Annotated in this window: 24 protein-coding genes; 11 read left to right on the top strand and 13 right to left on the bottom strand. The window is 63.2% G+C overall.

The features are described from left to right. Positions 1-416: 416 nt before the first annotated feature. Positions 417-854 carry a hypothetical protein gene (locus tag ACK3R5_RS03500; protein WP_411968077.1) on the top strand — a complete coding sequence of 146 codons (438 nt, stop codon included), beginning with the start codon at positions 417-419 and terminating at the stop codon, positions 852-854. A 158-nt stretch (positions 855-1,012) separates the two neighbouring features. On the opposite strand, the gene ACK3R5_RS03495 is transcribed toward ACK3R5_RS03500, so the two are convergent. The 5 genes from ACK3R5_RS03495 to trpC all read right to left on the bottom strand — a co-directional run bounded on the left by ACK3R5_RS03495 (position 1,013) and on the right by trpC (position 5,220). Beyond that, positions 1,013-1,432, bottom strand: a complete 420-nt coding sequence (locus tag ACK3R5_RS03495) for a methylated-DNA--[protein]-cysteine S-methyltransferase (protein WP_411965663.1) — start codon at positions 1,430-1,432, stop codon at positions 1,013-1,015. 109 nt (positions 1,433-1,541) lie between these two features. Beyond that, positions 1,542-2,342: a 2-amino-3,7-dideoxy-D-threo-hept-6-ulosonate synthase gene (locus tag ACK3R5_RS03490; RefSeq protein WP_411965662.1), complete on the bottom strand. Its 801-nt coding sequence runs from the start codon at positions 2,340-2,342 to the stop codon at positions 1,542-1,544. Positions 2,343-2,366: 24 nt separating this feature from the next. Continuing rightward, positions 2,367-3,200 (bottom strand): tryptophan synthase subunit alpha, encoded by an 834-nt coding sequence (gene trpA, locus ACK3R5_RS03485; RefSeq protein WP_411968076.1) that lies wholly within the window; start codon positions 3,198-3,200, stop codon positions 2,367-2,369. Continuing rightward, on the bottom strand, positions 3,200-4,462 hold the full coding sequence (trpB, locus tag ACK3R5_RS03480; RefSeq protein ID WP_411968075.1) for a tryptophan synthase subunit beta: 1,263 nt from the start codon (positions 4,460-4,462) through the stop codon (positions 3,200-3,202). Before trpB ends, trpA begins: the two co-directional genes overlap by 1 nt. Continuing rightward, a complete protein-coding gene (trpC, locus tag ACK3R5_RS03475) occupies positions 4,459-5,220 on the bottom strand; it encodes an indole-3-glycerol phosphate synthase (RefSeq protein WP_411968074.1) in 762 nt (253 codons plus the stop codon). Before trpC ends, trpB begins: the two co-directional genes overlap by 4 nt. Before the next feature lie 129 nt (positions 5,221-5,349). Between trpC and ACK3R5_RS03470 the strand changes: the two genes are divergently transcribed. Beyond that, complete coding sequence (locus ACK3R5_RS03470) at positions 5,350-5,805, top strand: MGMT family protein (protein WP_411968073.1); 456 nt, start codon at positions 5,350-5,352, stop codon at positions 5,803-5,805. A gap of 7 nt (positions 5,806-5,812) precedes the next feature. Here ACK3R5_RS03470 and ACK3R5_RS03465 read toward each other — a convergent pair whose 3' ends face one another. The 3 genes from ACK3R5_RS03465 to lonB form a co-directional block, all read right to left on the bottom strand. Further along, positions 5,813-6,151 carry a hypothetical protein gene (locus tag ACK3R5_RS03465; protein ID WP_411965656.1) on the bottom strand — a complete coding sequence of 113 codons (339 nt, stop codon included), beginning with the start codon at positions 6,149-6,151 and terminating at the stop codon, positions 5,813-5,815. A 63-nt stretch (positions 6,152-6,214) separates the two neighbouring features. Further along, positions 6,215-7,183, bottom strand: a complete 969-nt coding sequence (locus tag ACK3R5_RS03460; RefSeq protein WP_411968072.1) for a lysostaphin resistance A-like protein — start codon at positions 7,181-7,183, stop codon at positions 6,215-6,217. 6 nt (positions 7,184-7,189) lie between these two features. Then, positions 7,190-9,271 (bottom strand): ATP-dependent protease LonB, encoded by a 2,082-nt coding sequence (lonB, locus tag ACK3R5_RS03455; RefSeq protein WP_411965654.1) that lies wholly within the window; start codon positions 9,269-9,271, stop codon positions 7,190-7,192. Between the two features lie 169 nt (positions 9,272-9,440). Between lonB and ACK3R5_RS03450 the strand changes: the two genes are divergently transcribed. The 3 genes from ACK3R5_RS03450 to ACK3R5_RS03440 are packed head-to-tail and all read left to right on the top strand — an operon-like array spanning position 9,441 to position 11,405. After that, complete coding sequence (locus ACK3R5_RS03450) at positions 9,441-9,992, top strand: nicotinamide-nucleotide adenylyltransferase (protein WP_411965653.1); 552 nt, start codon at positions 9,441-9,443, stop codon at positions 9,990-9,992. A gap of 1 nt (position 9,993) precedes the next feature. Further along, positions 9,994-10,785, top strand: coding sequence for an S-adenosyl-l-methionine hydroxide adenosyltransferase family protein (locus ACK3R5_RS03445; RefSeq protein ID WP_411968070.1), 792 nt, complete (start codon positions 9,994-9,996; stop codon positions 10,783-10,785). Further along, on the top strand, positions 10,785-11,405 hold the full coding sequence (locus ACK3R5_RS03440; protein ID WP_411965651.1) for a trimeric intracellular cation channel family protein: 621 nt from the start codon (positions 10,785-10,787) through the stop codon (positions 11,403-11,405). Before ACK3R5_RS03445 ends, ACK3R5_RS03440 begins: the two co-directional genes overlap by 1 nt. A gap of 97 nt (positions 11,406-11,502) precedes the next feature. On the opposite strand, the gene thsA is transcribed toward ACK3R5_RS03440, so the two are convergent. The 3 genes from thsA to ACK3R5_RS03425 all read right to left on the bottom strand — a co-directional run bounded on the left by thsA (position 11,503) and on the right by ACK3R5_RS03425 (position 14,178). Further along, the gene (gene thsA, locus ACK3R5_RS03435; RefSeq protein WP_411965650.1) at positions 11,503-13,065 is read right to left on the bottom strand and encodes a thermosome subunit alpha; all 1,563 of its coding nucleotides are present in this window, start codon (positions 13,063-13,065) and stop codon (positions 11,503-11,505) included. Positions 13,066-13,197: 132 nt separating this feature from the next. Then, positions 13,198-13,479: a HalOD1 output domain-containing protein gene (locus ACK3R5_RS03430; protein ID WP_411965649.1), complete on the bottom strand. Its 282-nt coding sequence runs from the start codon at positions 13,477-13,479 to the stop codon at positions 13,198-13,200. Between the two features lie 60 nt (positions 13,480-13,539). Continuing rightward, positions 13,540-14,178 carry a helix-turn-helix domain-containing protein gene (locus tag ACK3R5_RS03425; protein WP_411965648.1) on the bottom strand — a complete coding sequence of 213 codons (639 nt, stop codon included), beginning with the start codon at positions 14,176-14,178 and terminating at the stop codon, positions 13,540-13,542. Between the two features lie 192 nt (positions 14,179-14,370). On the opposite strand from ACK3R5_RS03425, the gene ACK3R5_RS03420 reads away from it, so the two are divergent. After that, a complete protein-coding gene (locus tag ACK3R5_RS03420) occupies positions 14,371-15,195 on the top strand; it encodes an amidohydrolase family protein (protein WP_411968069.1) in 825 nt (274 codons plus the stop codon). 17 nt (positions 15,196-15,212) lie between these two features. Here the strand turns inward: ACK3R5_RS03420 and ACK3R5_RS03415 are convergent, their stop codons facing one another. Together ACK3R5_RS03415 and ACK3R5_RS03410 are read right to left on the bottom strand one after the other, a co-directional pair. Beyond that, positions 15,213-16,115 carry a glycosyltransferase family 2 protein gene (locus ACK3R5_RS03415; protein WP_411965646.1) on the bottom strand — a complete coding sequence of 301 codons (903 nt, stop codon included), beginning with the start codon at positions 16,113-16,115 and terminating at the stop codon, positions 15,213-15,215. A 78-nt stretch (positions 16,116-16,193) separates the two neighbouring features. Continuing rightward, entirely contained in the window at positions 16,194-16,952 is a 759-nt protein-coding gene (locus ACK3R5_RS03410) for a class I SAM-dependent methyltransferase (RefSeq protein ID WP_411965780.1), read from the bottom strand. Between the two features lie 95 nt (positions 16,953-17,047). Between ACK3R5_RS03410 and ACK3R5_RS03405 the strand changes: the two genes are divergently transcribed. The 5 genes from ACK3R5_RS03405 to ACK3R5_RS03385 all read left to right on the top strand — a co-directional run bounded on the left by ACK3R5_RS03405 (position 17,048) and on the right by ACK3R5_RS03385 (position 19,761). Beyond that, positions 17,048-17,209: a hypothetical protein gene (locus ACK3R5_RS03405; RefSeq protein ID WP_411965645.1), complete on the top strand. Its 162-nt coding sequence runs from the start codon at positions 17,048-17,050 to the stop codon at positions 17,207-17,209. A 165-nt stretch (positions 17,210-17,374) separates the two neighbouring features. Then, a complete protein-coding gene (locus ACK3R5_RS03400) occupies positions 17,375-17,647 on the top strand; it encodes a winged helix-turn-helix domain-containing protein (RefSeq protein ID WP_411965644.1) in 273 nt (90 codons plus the stop codon). Between the two features lie 111 nt (positions 17,648-17,758). After that, a complete protein-coding gene (locus ACK3R5_RS03395; protein WP_411968068.1) occupies positions 17,759-18,541 on the top strand; it encodes an MBL fold metallo-hydrolase in 783 nt (260 codons plus the stop codon). Between the two features lie 81 nt (positions 18,542-18,622). Beyond that, entirely contained in the window at positions 18,623-19,291 is a 669-nt protein-coding gene (locus tag ACK3R5_RS03390; protein WP_411965642.1) for a YkgJ family cysteine cluster protein, read from the top strand. 65 nt (positions 19,292-19,356) lie between these two features. Beyond that, positions 19,357-19,761 carry a TRAM domain-containing protein gene (locus tag ACK3R5_RS03385; RefSeq protein WP_411965641.1) on the top strand — a complete coding sequence of 135 codons (405 nt, stop codon included), beginning with the start codon at positions 19,357-19,359 and terminating at the stop codon, positions 19,759-19,761. Positions 19,762-19,973: the final 212 nt, after the last annotated feature.

Raw genomic sequence — 19,973 nt, 5'->3', positions numbered from 1 at the left:
GAAGTCGGCCTACCCGCGGTGAGGAAATTTTGTATCGCAGGATATGGTTTATGAGACGGGTTTCAGACAACGTGAGGGGAGAAACGCAGGCCTTCACGGGAGGCGGAAAGACCGCTCTGGTGCTCCAACGAGCAGTCGTCGTGGTGTTTCAGCATCACAACCGTTGAATCGAAGTCGAGAGCGCATCGCTGGGTATTCGGCACCACCTGCGCGAAGAGCACCGAGTCACCACTCGTTCCAGGCGTAGTCCAAGAGGCACCATCAGGCATCGAACAGTATCGGAGAGGAAGAACACCCCATCGAAACGACCGACAGACAACACACCGGTTTGACCACGGGACTCGCCTGCGCAGTGGAACAAGAGACAGCAACCGAGCGTTCATTCACGGCGCACACTGCAGTCCGCACCGACTTCGATGACCTCTGAGGAAGGTGCATCTTCTGTGCTTCACTCCGGGGGTTCGGGCGGTGAAGACCACCATCCACCAACGCACGTTCACAAGTGGTCTGGCACGGGCGATTCGGACGCCAGGCAGTTCACGCGAATGATGGCGTCTCGGTACCCCGGTGTCGGTATCGTCGAATCCTCGTCCGTGATTTCGATTCGAGAACACCGATTCGAAGTCGGGGGGACGCCCAACCAGACAGTGCGGCCGAAAGCGACGCTGAACGCGGAGCGACATCTCGCGTTCCTCGACCACTCTCCGGTGAGACTGCTGGATGTTCCGACCGAGGTGTGCTCATTCGACAACCCCGTGCTTCGAGTCACACTCGCCCGGGAGGACGTTCGACGTTCGACGCGTGACCATCCACTTTCAGAGGATATCGGGGAAAATAGGCCCCCAGCGGGCTGAGAGACCCACTCAGAACCGTTCGACAGCGACTCATAAACCAAATACTGCGATATCAAAACTGGTTCAGGCAGTGGGACGGCCGCTGAGTCCGAGGCAACCGCTACGGAGACTGAGTGCGAAGAGACAGCGCCAAACTCGCCGACTCGGTCACAGAGACGTCAGCGATAGGCGTCCAGTGCCGACTGTTCCGTCTCGCCGTCGCGTTCGTGGACGAGGAGTGCTCGCTTCAGGTCGACCCCTCCCGCGGCCGAAAATCCGCCGAGTGAGTCGGCCCCGACGACGCGATGACACGGGACGACGAGCGGGACGGGATTTCGGCCACAGGCCTGTCCAACTGGGACCGGGTGACTGTCCACGTCTGCGGCAATCTCACCGTAGGTGCGCGTCTCACCGTGCGGTATCGCCAGCATCGCACGCATCACGTCGCCGGTGAACGAATCCGGAAAGCGAACCGGGAGGTCGAACACCGCTCGCTCGCCGCGTTCGTATTCGGCCAGTTGCGACCTGATTTCGGACGGGGACGCGTCGACCAGCGTCTCGTCGAGTTCCACGTCGAATCCCCACATCGTGACGTGCATCGGCGACCCTACGCACCGGACCCACATCTATGTGTGGCGTTCGCTCCGGGCGTGGCGCGACAGAACGTGAAAAGCAGGTGAACGTCGGACAGAAAACGCGGCGACAGCGTCAGACTTCGATGCCGAGGCCAGCGCGTTCGAGCGCCGTGTCGATATCGGCATCGTCGTGGATGACGGCACTCACGGCGCGCGTGATGGCTTCAGGGTCGTCGTGCTGGAAGATAGACCGACCCATCGAGACACCGGCGGCACCGGCGTCCATCGTCCCGCGAACCATCTCCACCGTCTCACGGTCGGTGCCGCGACTGCCGCCGGCGATGACGACTGGGAGGCGCGTGGCCTCGACGACGCGACTGAAGGAGTCCGCGTCGCCGCTGTACGCCGTCTTGACGACGTCGGCACCGACTTCCTCGGCGAGTCGGACAGCGTGTGCGAGACTCTCGGCGTCGTGTTCGTCGATACCGGGGCCGCGAGCGTAGGCCATCGCGAGGACGGGAACGCCGAAGTCTGCGGCGCGAGAACAGAGATTCGCGAGTTGCGTCATCTGGTCGGGTTCGTACTCCGACCCGACGTTGATGTGGAACGAGACGGCGTCGGCACCGACGCGGAGAGCGTCTTCGACGGTGCCGGTGAGGCGTTTGTCTTCTTCGTCCGGTCCGATGACCGTCGACCCGTTGACGTGGACGATGTACCCTTTGCCGTTCTTGTTCGGGTGGACGCGCGGTGCTGTGCCTTTGTGTGTGAGGACGGCGTCTGCACCGCCGCGTGTGATACTGTCGATTGTCGATTCGATGTCCACGAGACCCTTGACAGGGCCGAGTGTGATGCCGTGGTCCATCGGGACGATGAGGTATCGTCCGTTCGTCGAGATGCGTTCGAGCCGTGCCGAGATTCCTACGTCAGTGTTCATGTATGTGAATGGGTGTCAGAGCTGTTATGTGCGTTCCGGATGCGGTGGGCGTTGCGAGGCACCGACCACCGCACCGTCTTTGAGTTCGCGGGCGAGCGTTTCGAGGCGGTCTGCGACGACTTCGGGGGCGTCGCCGTTCTCGTGGCCCTGTGCGACGATGTCCACGAGCGCACTGCCGACGATGATACCGTCGGCACCGCTTCGGACGATTCTCTCTGCGTGTTCACCGCTACTAATTCCGAACCCGACGGCCTTGGGGACGTCGTAGTCGGCTAACCGGCCGAGAGAGGAGTCGGTCTGGTCGGAGACGTCCGTCTGCGCACCGGTCGTGCCGAGACGCGCCTGCACGTAGACGTATCCCGAGACTTGTTCCATGATGCGTTCGAGGCGTTCGCCCCGCGTCGTCGGTGCGACGATGAACACCAGGTCGAGGCCGAACTCGTCGCAAGCCTCTCGAAGCGGGTCTGATTCCTCTGCCGGCAGGTCGGGGACGACGAATCCCTCGATACCCACCTCGGCCGCCTTCTCGACGAACGGGCGCGGACCGGGTTCGTCGCCATAGCGATAAATGAGGTTGTAGTAGGTCATGCAGACCAGCGGCACGGACACGTCTAGGTCCTCGACGAACTCGAAGAACCGCGTCGGCGTCATTCCACCTTCGAGCGAGCGGACGACGGCGTTCTGGATGGTCGGCCCCTCAGCGATGGGTTCGGAGAAGGGCAGGCCGAGTTCGATGATGTCCGCACCGCCGCGTTCGAGCGCTTCGACGTATTCGAGCGACGACTCGTAGTCCGGGTCGCCAGCGGCGAGATACGGGATGAACGCCGGACCGTCGGCGAAGGCGTCTTCGAGCGACATCACAGTCCCCCCGTGAACTCGTCCATGTTCGGCGCGATGTCGATATCGCGCTCGTACGTCTCCTCGATGGCCGATTCGAGGTCCTTGTCACCGCGGCCGGAGACGTTGACCACGACGAACTCACCGAGTTCGTCTGCGTCGTCGGGTGCATCGGGGCCTGCGACTGCTTCGAGATACCCGAAGGCGTGGGCCGTCTCCAGTGCAGGGATGATGCCTTCCATCTGTGAGAGGCGGTGGAACGCGGTCAGGGCGGCGTCGTCGTCGACGTTGACCGCAGTGACGCGTCCGGTGTCCACGAGGTGTGCAAGTTCCGGGCCGACGCCAGCGTAGTCGAGGCCCGAGGAGATGGAGTGTGACTCCATAATCTGGCCGTCGTGGTCCTGCAGGATGCTGGTTCGCGCCCCGTGGAGGATGCCTTCGCTCCCCGTCGTGAGCGACGCCGAGTTGGGGGCGACACCCGCTTCCTCGTCGACTTCGAGCGTCGACCCGCCCGCCTCGACGGCGTAGAGTCCGACGTCGTCGTCGGAGACGAACTCGGCGAACGCGCCCATCGTGTTCGATCCGCCGCCCGCACACGCGAGGACGGCGTCGGGGAGTCGACCCATCTTCTCGTGTGCCTGTGTGCGCGCCTCCTCGGAGATGACCGACTGGAAGTCCCGAACCATGCTCGGGAACGGATGCGGGCCCACGACGGACCCGATGACGTAGTGGGTGTCTTCGACGTTCGTCGCCCAGTCGCGCATCGTCTCCGAGATGGCCTCTTTGAGCGTCCCGCGGCCAACGGTCACAGGGTTGACCTCCGACCCGTTGAGTTTCATCCGGAAGACGTTGGGGCGCTGGCGGTTGATGTCGCGTTCGCCCATGTAGATTTCACAGGGCATATCGAGGTGGGCGCAGGCCATCGCCGTCGCCGTGCCATGCTGGCCAGCACCCGTCTCCGCGATGATGCGCTCTTTGCCCATGTACTTCGCGAGTAAGACCTGTCCGAGGGCGTTGTTGAGTTTGTGTGCACCCCCGTGGACGAGGTCCTCGCGCTTGAGATACAGCTCGCGGTCGTAGCGCTCCGAGAGGCGGTCCGCACGCTGGAGTGGCGTGGGTCGCCCGCCGAAGTCACGCAACCGCGTGCGGAACTCGTCCATGAACCCGTCTTCGTTGTTCAGGACGTATCGCTCGTACGCGTCTTCCAGTTCCTCGATGGCCGGCATCAGGGCCTCGGGAACGTACTGTCCGCCGTACTCTCCGAATTTGCCGTCGACACTCATGATGATGTGGTCAGTGACTCTGTGTTCTGTCGTACGTCGCCGTCCATGATTGCTGTCCCGACGAGGAGGGCGTCAGCGCCTGCCTCGCGCATTCGTCGGACGTCGTCGGGCGTCTTCACGCCGCTCTCTGCGACGAGGAGCACGTCGTCGGGAACCTCGGGGGCGAGTTCCTCGAAGGTTCCCAGGTCGACGTCGAGTTTGGCGAGGTCACGGTTGTTGATTCCCACGATGTCCGCACCTGCCGCGAGGGCCGCCACGAGTTCGTCCCGCGTGTGCACCTCGACCAGCGGTTGGAATCCCCGTTCGCGGGCCGCCTCGACGAGGTCAGGGAGGTCCTCACCGACGAACCGTGCGATGAGGAGGACGAGGTCGGATTCGACCGCATCCAGTTGGTCCTCGCGCATGACGAAGTCCTTCCGGAGGACCGGCACGTCCACAGCGTCACGGATGCGACGAAGCGATTCGAGGGACCCGCCGAAGTGGTCGGGTTCGGTGAGGACAGACAGCGCTGTCGCGCCACCAGCGACCATCTCGCGGGCCAATTCGACTGGGTCGTCGTCGCGGACGCCCGGCGTAGTCGGACTCGTCGGCTTTACCTCGGTGATGACGGGGACCCGACCGTCGGCCACCGTCTCTCTGACGGCGTCAGGAAACGACCGCGCATCGACCGAGACGCGGGTGTCGCCACCCGGGCGCTCCCGTGCGGCGTCCAAGATGGCACGCACTTCCGGAGCTAATTCATCTCCGCTAGCGTTCATTGATGTACACTGACGGACTCATTTGTACATAAGCCTTGCGTCGGCGGGGAGACTGACCGTCTTTCGCGCGCGTACGCGAGCGAGAGTATCGCCGGAAGGGTCAAGCCTCCGGCGTGGACACGCGAACGTATGGACGTCTCCGGAATCTACGCCCGCGAATCGACAGCACTCGGCCGCGTCGTACAGGTCGGTGTGGTCAGTGGGAAGCTCATCAGCGTCTCGTTTCCCGACACCGTCCCCGACGACGCCGAGCGCGACAACGCGTATCTCGACGCCGTCCTCGACGCGATAGACAGAGGCGACGCCGAACTCGACGAGATTCCAATCGGTCTCACCGTCCCCACCGACCAGCGGTCGGTGCTGGAGGCACTCCGAAACGTCCCCCAGGGTGAGACAGTCGACGTCGGCGTACTCGTTCGAATGGCGGGATTAGACCCAGAAGACGACGACTCGAAGCGTCTCGTTCGCGAGGCGCTGGCCGCCAATCCCATCCCAGTCGTCATCCCCGACCATCGCGTTCGAGACGGCCCGAGCGCAGCACCCGACGACGTCGTCGATGCACTTCGGCAGGTGGAAGGACTCTGACCGCCGGTCAGAACGGTGCGGCGTCGGTCTGCCGGCGAAGCGCGAGATAGCCGAGCAGGCCGGCGAGCAAGAACAACGTACTCGCGAACGCGATGGACTGGAGACCAGTCACGAGTTCGGCGAACTGTGCGATGCCGGCGAGGAGAAACCCACCGCCAGCGATGTATTTCAACTGACTGTCGACCGGAACCTGCAGTGTGACGACGCCGAGAAGGATAGCGACGATACCGAACGCGGCGTCTGACAACAACCGAAGTGTCGGATTCCCCGTCGCGATTGCGGCGACGACCAAGACGAGATATCCGATGAGTCCAGCCTGTGTCAGCACCCTCGTGTCGATGTCCATACTGGATACGCGAGGGCCGAGCACTTGAACGCATCCCCGCACCGGGGTCACCGTCTCGGATTCTCACCAGCCGAAGAGTTCGTTGCCGACGAACTCCAGCGCGTTGACGAGGTAGTGGGCGACGACGACCACCAGCAGACTCCCGGTGAGGACGAACGTCGCCGCGAGGACGAATCCGAGGAGACCGGTGACGACGATTCCGAGACGACCCTGTGCAGTGTGGCCCACCCCGAACGCAACCGACGAGACGGCGGCCAGGAACCACGGTGACACGTCGAGTCCGACGGAGAGTGCACCGACGAGCGCACCTCTGAACAGCAGTTCTTCGAACCCTGCGATGAGCGGTAGGGCAACGACGAGCAACAACACCCACCCGGTCGGTGTCTCGGGTGTGAGCGTCTCCCTGAGCGCCTCGTCGGGGGCGAATCCGAGTCGCCGACTGAGTGACGACCCGACCCGGTTTACCACGTAGAGGGCGACGCCGAGTGCGACGCCCAGTCCCAGTTTCGTCGGCACGTCGCCCGGCGAGAGACCGAATGCAGACACCGGGACGCCCGCGTACCACGCGCCGAAGGCCAAGAACCCGCCCAACACCGCCTGCGAGACGGCGACGTTGGCGATGAGGAGGTAAGTCGGCATGTCTGTCGGGAGCGAGTCTCCGTCCGACGCCTGATGGGTCGGTGTGGGGTCGTGGTCCGCCGACGTCTCTGCACTCGGTTCGGTGTCGCCAGTGTGGGGCGTAGCGTGGTCGTCGGTGCGGAGTGCAGCGTGGGACACAGCCTCGTCGTCGGGGGGAGAGGCAGCCCCGTCGTCGAGGTGAGAGACAGTCGCTTCGTCGGTGTCCGCGTCGACGACGACGTCGCCACCAGCGGGCGCGTCGTCGCTCGGAGTCGACACTCGGGAGTCGCTGTCGTCGGACGAAAACGCCGAGACACCGTCTCCGTGTGGTAATCCTCGTGAGAAATATGCGAAAGAGAGGAGAGCGACGAGGACGAGGCCGGTAAACCCCGTAAACGCCGCCCAGTCGGTCATCCCGCGTTACTGCGGGCTAGGGCTGGAGGGCCCGACACCCTTGCCCTTCTTGAGGGCAGAGCCAGTGATGCTCTTGAGACGGTCCACGAGCGAGTCCTTCTCGGGTTCGCCTTCGAGGGCGACGTCGAGGACTTCGCTGATGTGGGAGACAGGGATGATGTCTATCATCTCCTTGTACTCGTCTTCGATCATGACGTCCTGTTCGTTCGCGGCCGGGATGATGACCGTCGTACAACCGGCCTTGGCGGCGGCCTCGATTTTGTGCGTGACACCGCCGACAGGCAGCACGTCACCGCGCACCGACAGCGACCCGGTCATGGCGACCGACTGGTCGATGGGGATGTCCTCCAGTGCGGAGATGACGGCGGTCGCGACCGTGATGGACGCGGAGTCACCGTCGACACCCTGCTGGCCGGTCTGGACGAACTGCACGTGCACGTCCATCTCGGAGAGGTCCTGGTTGGAGAACTTCTTGATGATGGCCGAGACGTTCTGGACGGACTCTTCGGCCATCTCCTTGAGTTGCCCCGTGGCGATGACCTGTCCCGGACCCTGCGACGGCGTGACTTCTGCCATCACGGGGAGCATGATACCGGAGTCCTGTCCCATGACTGCGAGACCGTTGACACGGCCGGTGACGAACCCGTCGTTGACCGAGAGTTCGTAGTCCTTGCGGCGCTCGATGTACTGGTCTGCAATCTGTTGCTCGATGGAGCGTGCGCGGCGCTTTGCCTGCAGCACGTGGTCGCGGGTAGTCTGTTCTGCACTCTCGCCGCGAGCGATGTCGCCCGCGACGCGGACCAACCCACCGAGGTTACGGAATTCGAGGGTCAGGTGACCCTTCCGGCCGGCACGGCGACGGGCTTCGAGGATGATTTCCTCGATTGCCTCGTTGGTGAAGTGCGGCAGACGGCCGTCGTTCGAGACTTCCTGCGCCACGAAGCGTGCGTACTTCCGGCGCATCTCGGGACTGTCCTCGATGGTGTCGTCCATGTACACCTCGTACCCGTACCCTTTGATACGGGAGCGGAGTGCGGGGTGCATGTTCTCCATCGCGTCGAGGTTCCCTGCGGCAATCATGATGAAGTCCGTCGGGACGGGTTCGGTCTGAACCATCGCACCCGACGAGCGTTCGGACTGGCCGGTGATGCCGAACGCGCCTTCCTGAATCGCCGTCATCAGGTGTTGCTGACTGCGCACGTCGAGCGTGTTTATCTCGTCGATGAACAGGACACCCTTGTTGGCCTTGTGGATGGCCCCGGGTTCGACGCGGTCGTGGCTCGGCGTCTCCATCCCACCGGACTGGAACGGGTCGTGCCGGACGTCACCGAGCAGGGCACCAGCGTGGGCACCGGTCGCGTCCTGGAAGGGCGCGGCCTTCTGGTCGGCGTTGTTCACGATGAGGTTCGGAACCATCGCGTCGCTGCCGCGGGAACCATAGCGGAACGCGAGATAGATGATACCCGCAGCGAGGATGCCGAGGAGGACCTGTTGGGCGATGATGAGCGAGTAGCCCAGCACCACCGCGATGATGATCCACATGAGGAACGAGCGCATCTGATTGCGCTTGCGTGCTTCCTCTTTGTGGGCCTCGACGATTTGGTCGCCTTTGCCCGCGGGAACAGTACGGACCTTGGGGGCGTTGCCGTCGTCGGGGTTGTGGTAGACGAGAACGTCTTGAAGCTCCTCGCGGGGGAGGAGTTCGGACATCGCCTTCGCGAGCATCGACTTCCCCGTCCCCGGGGAGCCAATCATCATGACGTGGCGGCGCTGTTTTGCCGCCTTCATGATGACGTCGCGGGCGTGTTCCTGTCCGATGACCTGGTCGACCAGTCGGTCTGGAACGGTAATCTCTTCGGAGGACTCTATCTGGAGTCCACCGAGAAGGTCGTTTTCGTCCACGTCTTCGGCCACGTCGGCCTCGATTTCGACGTCGCTCCCGAGGTCGTCGATAGTTTTCTCATCGACCTCTTCGGCCTCCTCGTGTTGGAGATCCGACCCGCTGTCGCCGCCCTCGTCGAAGGGCGTCTCGGCGGGCGAATCCTCCTGCTCTTGGAGGCTGTCGTCGGTATTCGTATCGTTACTCATAGAACTGTCGTCGCTACTTCTAATGTAGGCCCTGCGCCTGATATACTTTCTCCCCGGTTGCGTACCTCGTACAGTGCCGATACGACCGGTTTCGGCCTTCCTACCCCTAGAATACCGGAATTCAGCCAACTCGGCGTATTTATAAGTAGTCCGACCTAACGGCCGACCGATGCGGGGGTTCTACATCGGCCGATTCCAGCCGTACCACAACGGCCACCACCGAATGGTCGAAGAAATCGCCTCAGAAGTCGACGAGCTCGTTCTCGGTATCGGGTCCGCCGGCGACTCACACTCGCCGCGCAATCCGTTCACTGCCGGCGAACGAATCATGATGGTCAACAAGGCCGTCTCGGATTTCGACATCACGACGTACGCGGTTCCCATCGAGGACTTGGACCGCAACTCGGTGTGGGTCAGCCACGTCCAGTCGATGTCGCCGGCGTTCGAAGTCGCCTATTCGAACAACCCACTGGTCATCCAGTTGTTCCACGAGGCGGGCGTCGAAGTTCGACAGTCGCCTATGTTCAACCGCGAGGTGCTGGAGGGGACCGAGGTCCGACAGCGCATGATAGAGGACCGAGACTGGGAGTCGCTCGTCCCGGACGCCGTCGCCGACGTCGTCCACGAAATCGGCGGTATCGAACGAATCCAGCACATCACCGACACCGACCGGCCGGAGCGCGTCCCGGGCGACGCCACCGACGACTCGAACCCCTGTTGAGATGATTACGCTCGCGTCCGACTTCGGGTCCGCATACCCCGCCGCGATGAAGGGCGTCATCCTCTCTCGAACCGATGCCCGACTCGTCGACGTGGGTCACGATTTCCCCCGACAGGACGTTCGCGCGGCGGCGTTCTGGCTCCGCGAGACGCTCCCGTACTTCCCCCCTGCGACGCATCTCGTCGTCGTCGACCCCGGCGTCGGAACCGACAGACGCGCACTCGTCTTCCGCGTCGGCGACCACGTGTTCGTCGGCCCCGACAACGGCGTGCTTCGCCCCCCAGCGCGCCGCATCGAAGCCGAGAGTGACGCCGAACGTGACGCTGAGACACCGGTCGAAGCCTACGAGATTCGCGTCTCGGACCCCGACTCGTCGACGTTCCACGGCCGCGACGTATTCGCCCCCGCTGCGGCCGATGCCCACGTCGCTGGCGCGGACGCGCTCGATTCGGTCGACCGGTTCGAACCCATCGCCGTCGAGTCGCTCACGGACCTGCGGTTTCCGACCGCCGACGTTGACGACGAAGGGACGGCGACCGGTGAAGTCCTCGTCGTCGACGACTTCGGGAACTGTATCACGAACGTCCCGGGGTCGTTCGTCCGCGACCACGACACCGTCAGTGTAAACGGCGAACCCGTCCCAGTCGGCCACACGTTCGAAGCAGTCTCGCGCGGCGAACAACTGGTCACCGTCGGCAGTCACGGCAACGTCGAGTGTGACGTGAATCACGGCCGAGGCGACGAAGCGTTCGGTCTCGAACCGGGCGACGTCGTCACCTTCACCGTCGAGTGATGGCGGTCACAACCATCGACCCCTTCGCGGTGATGAACGTCGTCGGACTGCTGGCGTTCGCCATCGCGGGGTCGCTCAAAGCTGCCGACGCCGGCCTCGACATCTTCGGCGTCGCAGTGCTCGGCGTGGTCACGGCACTCGGCGGCGGGACGACCCGAGACGTGCTCGTCGATAAACTCCCAGCGTCACTCGCGACGACGGGAGACATGAGCGTCGCACTCGTCGGCGTCGCGCTCGCGCTCGTCCTCATTCACTCGCTCCACGGACAGGTTCGAGACCATCCTGCATTCTTGACCTCGGACGCGATTGGGCTCTCGGCGTTCGCCGCGACGGGCGCGCTCGTGGGCGTCGAAGCGGGCGTCTCGCCGTTCGGTATCGTCATCCTCGCGACCATCACGGCCGTCGGCGGCGGGTCTATCGCGGACATCCTCATCGGACGCGTTCCGACCGTCCTCCGCGACGACTTCTACGCGACGCCGGCAGTCGTGGGTGGCGTCGCGTTCCTCGCCGCCGAGGCAGTGGGCGCACCGACTGCCGTTCCGTCGGCGCTCTGTGCCGCGCTCGTGTTCACGGTGCGGATGCTCGCACTCCGCTACGAGTGGCGGTTGCCACGGGTGTGAGTTCTGGGGGACGACCAGAAGCAGTCGCTCTCGGGGAGTGGGACAGGGAAAATGGTCGATGGCCGTCGAATGCAGTCTCCGGGGTGGAGGAAACTGCTTACTTGGCGGCGATGACGTCGTCGATGCGGACAATCATCGTCGCGGCTTCAGTCGCGGACTCCACAGCCTCACGCTTGACGGCGACGGGGTCGATGACGCCGTGTTCGATGGGGTCACCGATTTCACCCGAGCGACCGGTCGAGATGATGCCGGCGATGCCTTCGTTCTCGTAGCGAGCGCGGAGGTCAACGAGGGCGTCGATGGGGTCCATGCCGGTGTTCTCGGCGAGCGTGCGCGGGAGTGCTTCGACGGCGTCGGCGTACGCCTCGACGGCGAGTTGCTTGCGACCCTCGATACCGGCGGCTTCAGACCGGATGCGGTCGGCAATCGCGATTTCGGTCGCGCCAGCACCGGGGACGACACCGCCCTTGTCGATGGCGGCGACGACCACGTCGACGGAGTCGTTGATGGCGCGTTCGAGTTCGTCGACGACGTGTTCGGTGCCGCCACGGAGGAACAGGGTCACGGACTTGGCCGCGGCACCGCCCTCGACGAAGGTGAGTTCGTCGTCACCGAAGCGGCGGATGCTGACGGAGTCGACGTGTCCGAGGTCGGACGGGTCGATATCCTTGAGCGACCCGAGACGCTTCGCGCCGGTGGCGCGGGCGAGCGCACGAGCGTCGGACTTCTTGACGCTCTTGAACGCGAGGATGCCCGCGTCGGCGAGGAACCCAGCGACTCGGTCGTCGATAGCCTTCGTGCAGAACACCACGTCGACTCCGGCGTCCTTCAGGGCCTTCGAGTACCCGCGGAGTTCTCGGTCTTCGGCGTCGATAGCCGCGGTGAGTTGGTCGACGGAGGTGATGTTGTACTCGGTGTCGACCTCACCCTTGCGGACTTCGAGTTTCATGTCGAGGACGGCGACAGTCGCGTCTTCGACGGCGTGGGGCATGTTCTCGTTGACGGGTTCCTTGTCGAGGACGACGCCCTCGACGAGTTCGGTCGCCGAGGACGACGCGCCGGTGCGAGTCAGGACGCGAACGTCGTCGCGCTTGAACGACCCGTTTTGGTCCTCGTGGACCATCTTGACGGCCTTGACGACGTGTTTCGCGAGCACGTCGGCGGTGACGTCACCGGTGCCCTTCCCGGTCATCGACGACTCGGCGACTTTCTGGAGGAGTTCGTCGTCCAGGTCGACGTCGAGGACCATGTCGTCGAGCGTCTCTTGGGCGATACGGGCCGCCTCGGTGTATCCCTCGACGATGACTGTCGGGTGGAGGTCCGAGTCGAGGAGGTCCTCGGCGTGGGCGAGAAGTTCACCGGTGAGGACGGCGGCGGTGGTCGTCCCGTCACCGACTTCGTCTTCCTGCGTCTGAGAGACTTCGACAATCATCTGCGCGGCGGGGTGCTCGATGTCCATCTTCTGGAGAATCGTCGCGCCGTCGTTCGTGATGACGACGTCGCCAGAGGAGTCGACGAGCATCTTGTCCATGCCGCGCGGGCCGAGTGTGGTCCGTACGGCTTCTGCGACGGCCTTCCCGGCGCGGATGTTCGAGTCCTGTGCGGAGCGGCCGCGAGTCCGGTTCGTGCCCTCTGCGAGAATGTATAACGGTTGCTGCATTCGTGAAGCCATATTGAAACCTCAAGCGCTATCAACGATTGCAGTTCTATAAATATGTTTCGCCCAGAGTGCGCTATGAAATCGCACGACAGGGCGCCGATGTACAGGTCAAGCGGTCACGCGGTAATCTAATCAACCGTCCTGCGGTGTGACGGTGACCGTTCCATCACCGAACAGCGAGACGAGAAGTCCGGCGTAGTGGAACGTAACGCGGCGAGTCGGGTCGCGAGATGGTTTGAATATTGCATCGAGTGCCTCGGGGTCGACACCGATTTCAGCCAGTGGAGGAAGTTCGAGGGGACTGAGTTCAGTTGCTGTCGCGACAGCCGAAGTTATCGCAACTGCTACGTCGTCATATCGGTCAGCGGAGATGGTTACCACGGACCCAGCGTTGTCGTCTAGCTGGTCGTCCATACAGTCCGCAACGGCAGTGGAGTACGTATGGGTGTGGGTTGACTATGTAAGACGTCGGCGTCAACGAGATTCTTCGCGGATTAATTCCGCGAGTGTTCGGTACGCTCGGCGGAGACGCGCCGCCACCGCCTGTCGCGAGATATCGAGTTCCGACCCGAGTTCGTCGAGAGAGGTTCGCCGGTGTTCGTCGAAGTAGCCGTTTTCGAGAGCGAGAAGCAGGGCTTCGCGTTGACTGTCGGTCAACTCCTCGCTCGGAGACGTCTCGTGGCCCGAAAGCGGGACGATTTGGTCGAACTCGGAGTCGATACCGTTGTTCGCCCAGTAGCGTTTGAGGTCACTGAGGGCACTGTGAGACGGGACGCGGAGGCGTAGTCGCCAGAATTCGGTCGCCGTCACACACTCGAGGAGGACCACACCGTGCTCACCTAACCCTGCGAGCAACCGACTCTCACTGAAATTCCACTCCGACCCGTAGAGTGCGCCGTTCGGAACGGTTCCGACTAACTTCACGGGGTCACCGAGGACAGATTCGACTGCATCGTGAAAATCCGCTGCATCGGGTCCCCACGCCCAGACGTACGACGGAGTGTCCGAGACGGGAACCGCCTGCTCCAGTTCGAGTTCGACGTCGTATTCTTCGACTGGTCGGCCGACAGGAAGCGCAGAAAGTGGAACGAGAACCTCCGCAATAAGACACACAGTACCTGTTGGCCCGACCAGACCAAAAAACTGCGTCGTTGCGTTCTCTCGCGACTGTCTAGGAGAAATAAACGTCTGTCGTCCGTGACTATTCGACCGGTCGCGGAACTGGTCAAATGGAAGTCACGTTCGGCCGCCCCCGGCGCGGCGATTGTACAACCTATTTGACGCACACCGGTGACCGACTTCACGATGCTGGAGTTGGAACATGGGTTCAGGGTGGTCGACGTGAACGCCCGCCTCGACCCGGACAAACAGTCGATTGCGACGCGCGGGCGAGAGATTAGCCCCGAGCGATTAGAGCGGGAACTACATCAGGCGGGCGTCGTGCGGGCCATCGTCTCACCGGGCGCACAACCGGGCGACCAGAGTTATCTCCGACCGAACAACGCCGTCGCGCGGATGAGCGTCGACCGACCGTTCCTCGCGTTCGCCCGGGTCAACGGCCCGCGTGACCCGAGTGGTCGGACGTCCGCACGCCTCCGAAACCTCACGTCCTCGCGGAAAGACTACCACACCGACCCCGACGACGTCGAACAGTACGCCTACGACGACCGTTTCCACGGGTTCACCCTCGCACCGGCAAAAGACGGACTCCCGGACGAGGAGACGTTGTCGATGCTCGAAGACGTCGGACTCCCGGTCTTCGTAGAAGGAGGGAAGGAGTTCGAACCGAGCGCAGTCGCCGACTCGTTGTTGGGGCGATTCCCCGTGATTCTCTCCAGTTTCGGTGGGTTCCCACTGAATCGAGACCTGATGCAGGAGGCGATGGACTTGCTCGACGACCACGACGACTTCTATCTGGACACGAGTTTCGTCCGCTACCGGAGCGTCCTCGAACAGGCACTGCTCGAACACCCGGACCGTGTGCTGTTCGGAAGCGGTTCACCCGAGACACACCCGAACGTCGGCGTCATGGAGATACTGACGCTCGACGTGTCGGAAGACGCGATGGCGAAGGCGTTCGCGAAGAACGCGGCCCGAGTCATCTCGGCGCTCGCGCCCGGAGAGACGTAGGAAGTAGGAAAAGACACTCAGCGCCAGTCGTAGCGGGCGACTGCACGGTCTGCTCGCGCCGAACAACCGTGTGGGTTCCGGGCGCGCGAGCGGTCACGGGCACGGGCGACCATCCCGTCGGACGCACCCGTCGCGATACCGGCGAGCACGTCACGACCAGTTCCAACCCACCCAGACGGTGTCACATCGCCTTTGATGACACCGACCGCAGCTTCGAACCCGTCAGAGATAGCGTGTTTCGCGGTTCGTTCGACAGTGGCCGGTCGCAGGCCGTAGTTCTTCACGAGACGGTACGTCAGCGCGCGATACTTCCACCCCCACTCACGTTCCGAGATGCCGCCGTCGGCCTCGAAATCACGTCGAACGCACATCTCGGGCGCCCACGTGACGGTTCGTCCGAGGTCCGCGAGACGATGGGCGGCGTCGCGGGCACCACCCGTCTGGAGATACTCGTCGAACCCGTCGAGTGATTCGAGGATGCGCCGTCGGAACGCGACGTTGCCGCCGTTGAAGTAGGTGACGTGCCGGCCAGCGATGGTGTTCTCCTCTAACGATTCGGTCGTCATGCCGTTACTCAGCGTCTGGTGTAACGGTCCGGTGACGACGTCTGCGTCGTCGATAGTCGCCTCCAGGGCCGACAGCCACGTCGGTTCGACGGAGAGGTCGTATCTGAGGAGTGCGATGACGTCGCCAGTCGCGACTTCGATACCCGCGTTCCGTGCGACGTTGAGATTTCGGTCCGAGAGTTCGACGAGGACGTCGACGTCCGAACGTTCTCTCACCATCCCGGTCGTCCCATCGGCCGACGGGCCGTTGACGACGATGACCTCGGCATCCGGGGCGTACTCGGCCAGCGCGTCGAGGCTGGTGGCGAGACGGTCCCGACCGTTGAGTGTCGGGAGCACAACCGAGAGGTCCATACCGGACACTTGCGATGGACGTACTTAAATGTGAATCGAGAACCGTGTTAAAGTGTATCGCGTGAGCGTATCGCGTATTTACTCTGCGTCGCTCGCGCGAGTCGACGCGCGTGACTCCGCGTCCGCCGTCTCTCCGACGTGTGCGTTCCAGTACGAAACCGACGCGATATCGTCGCCAATCGGTGTGTTCCCGACAGAGAGGTCCAGCGACCGGAACGGCCGCGCGATGCCGTTTGGCACCTTTCGGTAGAAGCCGAACGGGACGACGAAGTCGTGTTTCGCGTCCCTGAGTTCGAGTCCCGCGTCGTGGAGGAGTCTGTTGACCTCCCGTTCGGAGTAGAGTCGCGACCCCATCGGCAACAACCAGTTGTACGCGACTCGAAGACTCTGGTCGTTGAACGTATCGAAAAACACCTGGTCTTTCGAGACGCGAGCCATCTCGGCCAAGAACTTCGCTGGCGTGTCCGCGAGGTGGAAAAACCGCATCGCGAACACGGCGTCGAAGTAATCGTCTGGGAATGGAAGGCGCGCAGCGTCCCCCCGGAGGAACTCTATCCGGTCGGAAACACCCGCTGCTCGGGCCTTCTCCCGCCCCTGTACCATCATCGCCCGAGAGATGTCCAGTCCGACGACGTTCGCACCTTCCTGTGCGAGCATCACGGTGAACCGACCGGTCCCACAAGCGATTTCGAGGATGTTCTTGTCCTCGACAGGGCCGAGTGCCGCGAGGACTGCCTCTTTTTCTCGCCGGTCAATGAGCCGACCACCCTTGGAGAACCGCTTCGAGTCGTACTCCTGGGCGACCTCGTCGGCCTGGTACCACTCCTTTCCTTTCACGCTACGCATACTCGCGGGGGCGATGGTAAAACGGTACTGGATATGCGTTGCTGTCTATGGATATACTTTCGTCAGTAGAGCGCCTAGCATGGTACATGCCAACGTGCCGAAAGTGTGGGTCGATCCACGACGCCGAAGAGCTAACGAGACACGTCTTCGAGGAGTGGTTGGTCGTCCACTGTCCCGACTGTCGCGCGCCGATGGGGAGTTACCGAGTCGGTGCGCCCGCCGTCGACAAACGCAAACAGGCCGGATGACACGCGAACGGACAGTCAGTTCGGAGTGCGTCTTCACCGGGCAAAACGGACGCAGTCTCCCGAAAATAGCCAGAATCGCGCCCGATAATATGTGTATAAGGTGTCTGCATTGTTTTGTCACACTTGAAGCTAACTCTTAACACAGAGGAGTTTACTGTCACAGGTATGAGCACCACAACTGCAGAGCCTGATACAGAAGACATCCTCTCGGAAGCCGAGTTCCGAGACCGTCTCCGCGAACTCCCACCGAGCGCGAAGCTCGTCGCCAAAGTTCTCGAAAGCGATGCCCCGCTCTCGCAGGGCCAACTCGCCGAGGAGTCGCTGCTTCCGGACCGGACCGTTCGCTACGCGCTCAACCGTCTCGAAGAGTCTGACCTCGTCGGGTCGCGCTACTCCTTCAAGGACGCGCGCAAGCAGGTCTACTTCCTCAACACGTAAGCCGACCGACCACCGTACCGTAGACGACGACGCCCGCGGGGGCGAAACCCCGCAGACCAAGCCACCACTTCTGTCGAATCGGATAAACCACCCGCGAGCGTAGCCGACGCCATGCACGTCTCGCGCGTCTCCGTCCCCGTCTCGACTCGCTCACCCACCGGTGCGACGAACGCGTATCTCGTCGCCGGCGACACCGAGCGTCTGCTCGTGGACCCGGCGGCCCGGACCGCCGAACTCGACGAACGCGTCGAAGACGGCGGCATCGACCACGTCGCGGTGACTCACACGCACTCGGACCACGTCGGCGCTGTCGCAGACTACGCCCGCGAGACGGGAGCCGTCGTCTGGTGTCGACGCGGGCGAGAGCGAGAGTTCGAGAAAGCGACCGGCGTCGAACCCGACCGAACGTTCGTCGAGGGGACGACGATACCCGTCGGGTCCGGTGTCGAAGTGCTCGACACGCCCGGCCACGCGCGTGACCACGTGACGTTCGTCGTCGGCGACGACTATCTGACCGGTGACCTCGCAGTCGCCGAGGGGAGCGTCGTCGTCGGTGCGCCCGAGGGAGACGTCCGCGCCTACCTCGTCGCGCTCAGACGACTACACGCCCGAAACCCCGCCACGCTCTATCCCGGACACGGCCCGGAGATACGGGACTCGCGCGCGACACTGGCCCGTTTGATAGCCCACCGAAACGCCCGCGAAGCCAAGATTCTCGACGCTATCCGCGCGGGCAACGAGACGGCCGACGCCGTCACTGACGCCGCCTACGACAAGGATATCTCGGCCGTCCGTGACCTCGCCCGGGCGACAGTCGTCGCCCACATCGAGAAACTCGCCGCCGAACGTCGCGTCCGGTGGGACCCAGTCGAAGAGCGTGCCGGCCCTCGCTGACGCGACATGGGCGGTGGTCGGCAGCGCAGTTCGACCGGACGGAACCGCGTGCCTCTTGGCGCTCGCGCCCGCAGGACGGGTATGGACCTCGAAGCCGAACTCGCACGCGCCCGCGAACTCGACGTGTCGGAACTGGCCGACGCCATCGAGTCTATCGGCTTCGAGTGCACGCGCTGTGGCGCGTGCTGCAAAGGCTACGACACCGACGATGGTGAGCGAGAGCCACATACGGCGACTGTCTTCCCCGACGAAGTGCGGGTGGTTCAGGACGCAACCTCGATGGAGTGGAGAGACGTCGCCAGACCGATGCCGTACGGCCTCGAAGAGGGGGACGACGGACTCGAAGGCGAGACGTTCGAGTGGGCACTCCAGACGGACGCCTGCGGCGACTGCCGATTCTACGAGGAAGACGACGCGGGACAGGGCGCCTGTCGGGTCCACGCCGACAGACCGCTCATCTGTGAGACGTACCCGTTCAGCGTCGACGTCGCGGGCACGAGTCAACCGATGGGAGAGGCCGTCGACGAAGAGGGAATCGTCCGCGCCCACGAGTGTGAGGGCCTCGGGCGGGACATCTCTCGGGAGGACGCAGAGGAGATGGCCGCGGCACTCAAAGAACGTGCCGTCCGCGAGATAGCGGAGGCAATCGACGTCGCCGACGCCTACAGCCCTGTCGAAACCGACCGCGGAGAAATCGTCGTCCACGATTCCGAAGGAGCGAAACGGCCCGATGGCTCGGCGATACGCTAGCCGAATATCAGGGACGGCGGTACATCTTTAACAGTTCGGACTGACCACATAATGGAGGTCTAACGGTGGAAATCTCAGATAAACTCCTGTGTCTGTTCAATGCTGACGTTCGTACCGAGGACGACCGATATATCGTCGAAGTTCCTCGCCGCGAAGTCGAAACCGGTGCTATCGACCCCGGTGAGACGTATCGCGTCGCTCTCATCTCTCGTGAAACGCACGACGCCGTCGAGGCTGAACCGAGCGGCGAGACGACTCCCGCTGCCGAACCGCAACCGCCGGTCGAACCCGGCGAACTCCGGTACGTCGAAATCGAGGATATCGGCAAGCAGGGCGACGGTATCGCCCGGGTCGAACGTGGATACGTCATCATCGTCCCCGGGACGGACGTCGGCGAACGAGTAAAGGTCGAAATTACCGAAGTCAAGTCTAACTTCGCAGTGGGCGAAGTGGTCGAAGACGACTTCTAACGCGTCTTTTTTCGATACGTCCGCACAGTCACACCATTTCGAACTAGTTCGTGTGATTCTTGGCGTTCCGTCGTCCCCCGTTCCGTGCCGTTCCTGTCCAGTCGAACATCACTCGGACAGACCACGGTTGCGAGTGAACGACCCACCATCCTTGCGAGTGAACGAGAGAGCACGCTTGCACGTGAAGGACGGGGGGAGAACGCTCGAAACGT

The organism is Haloferax sp. YSSS75, from assembly GCF_046764215.1.
Lineage (GTDB): Archaea > Halobacteriota > Halobacteria > Halobacteriales > Haloferacaceae > Haloferax.
This window is presented reverse-complemented; position numbering and strand designations above follow the sequence as displayed.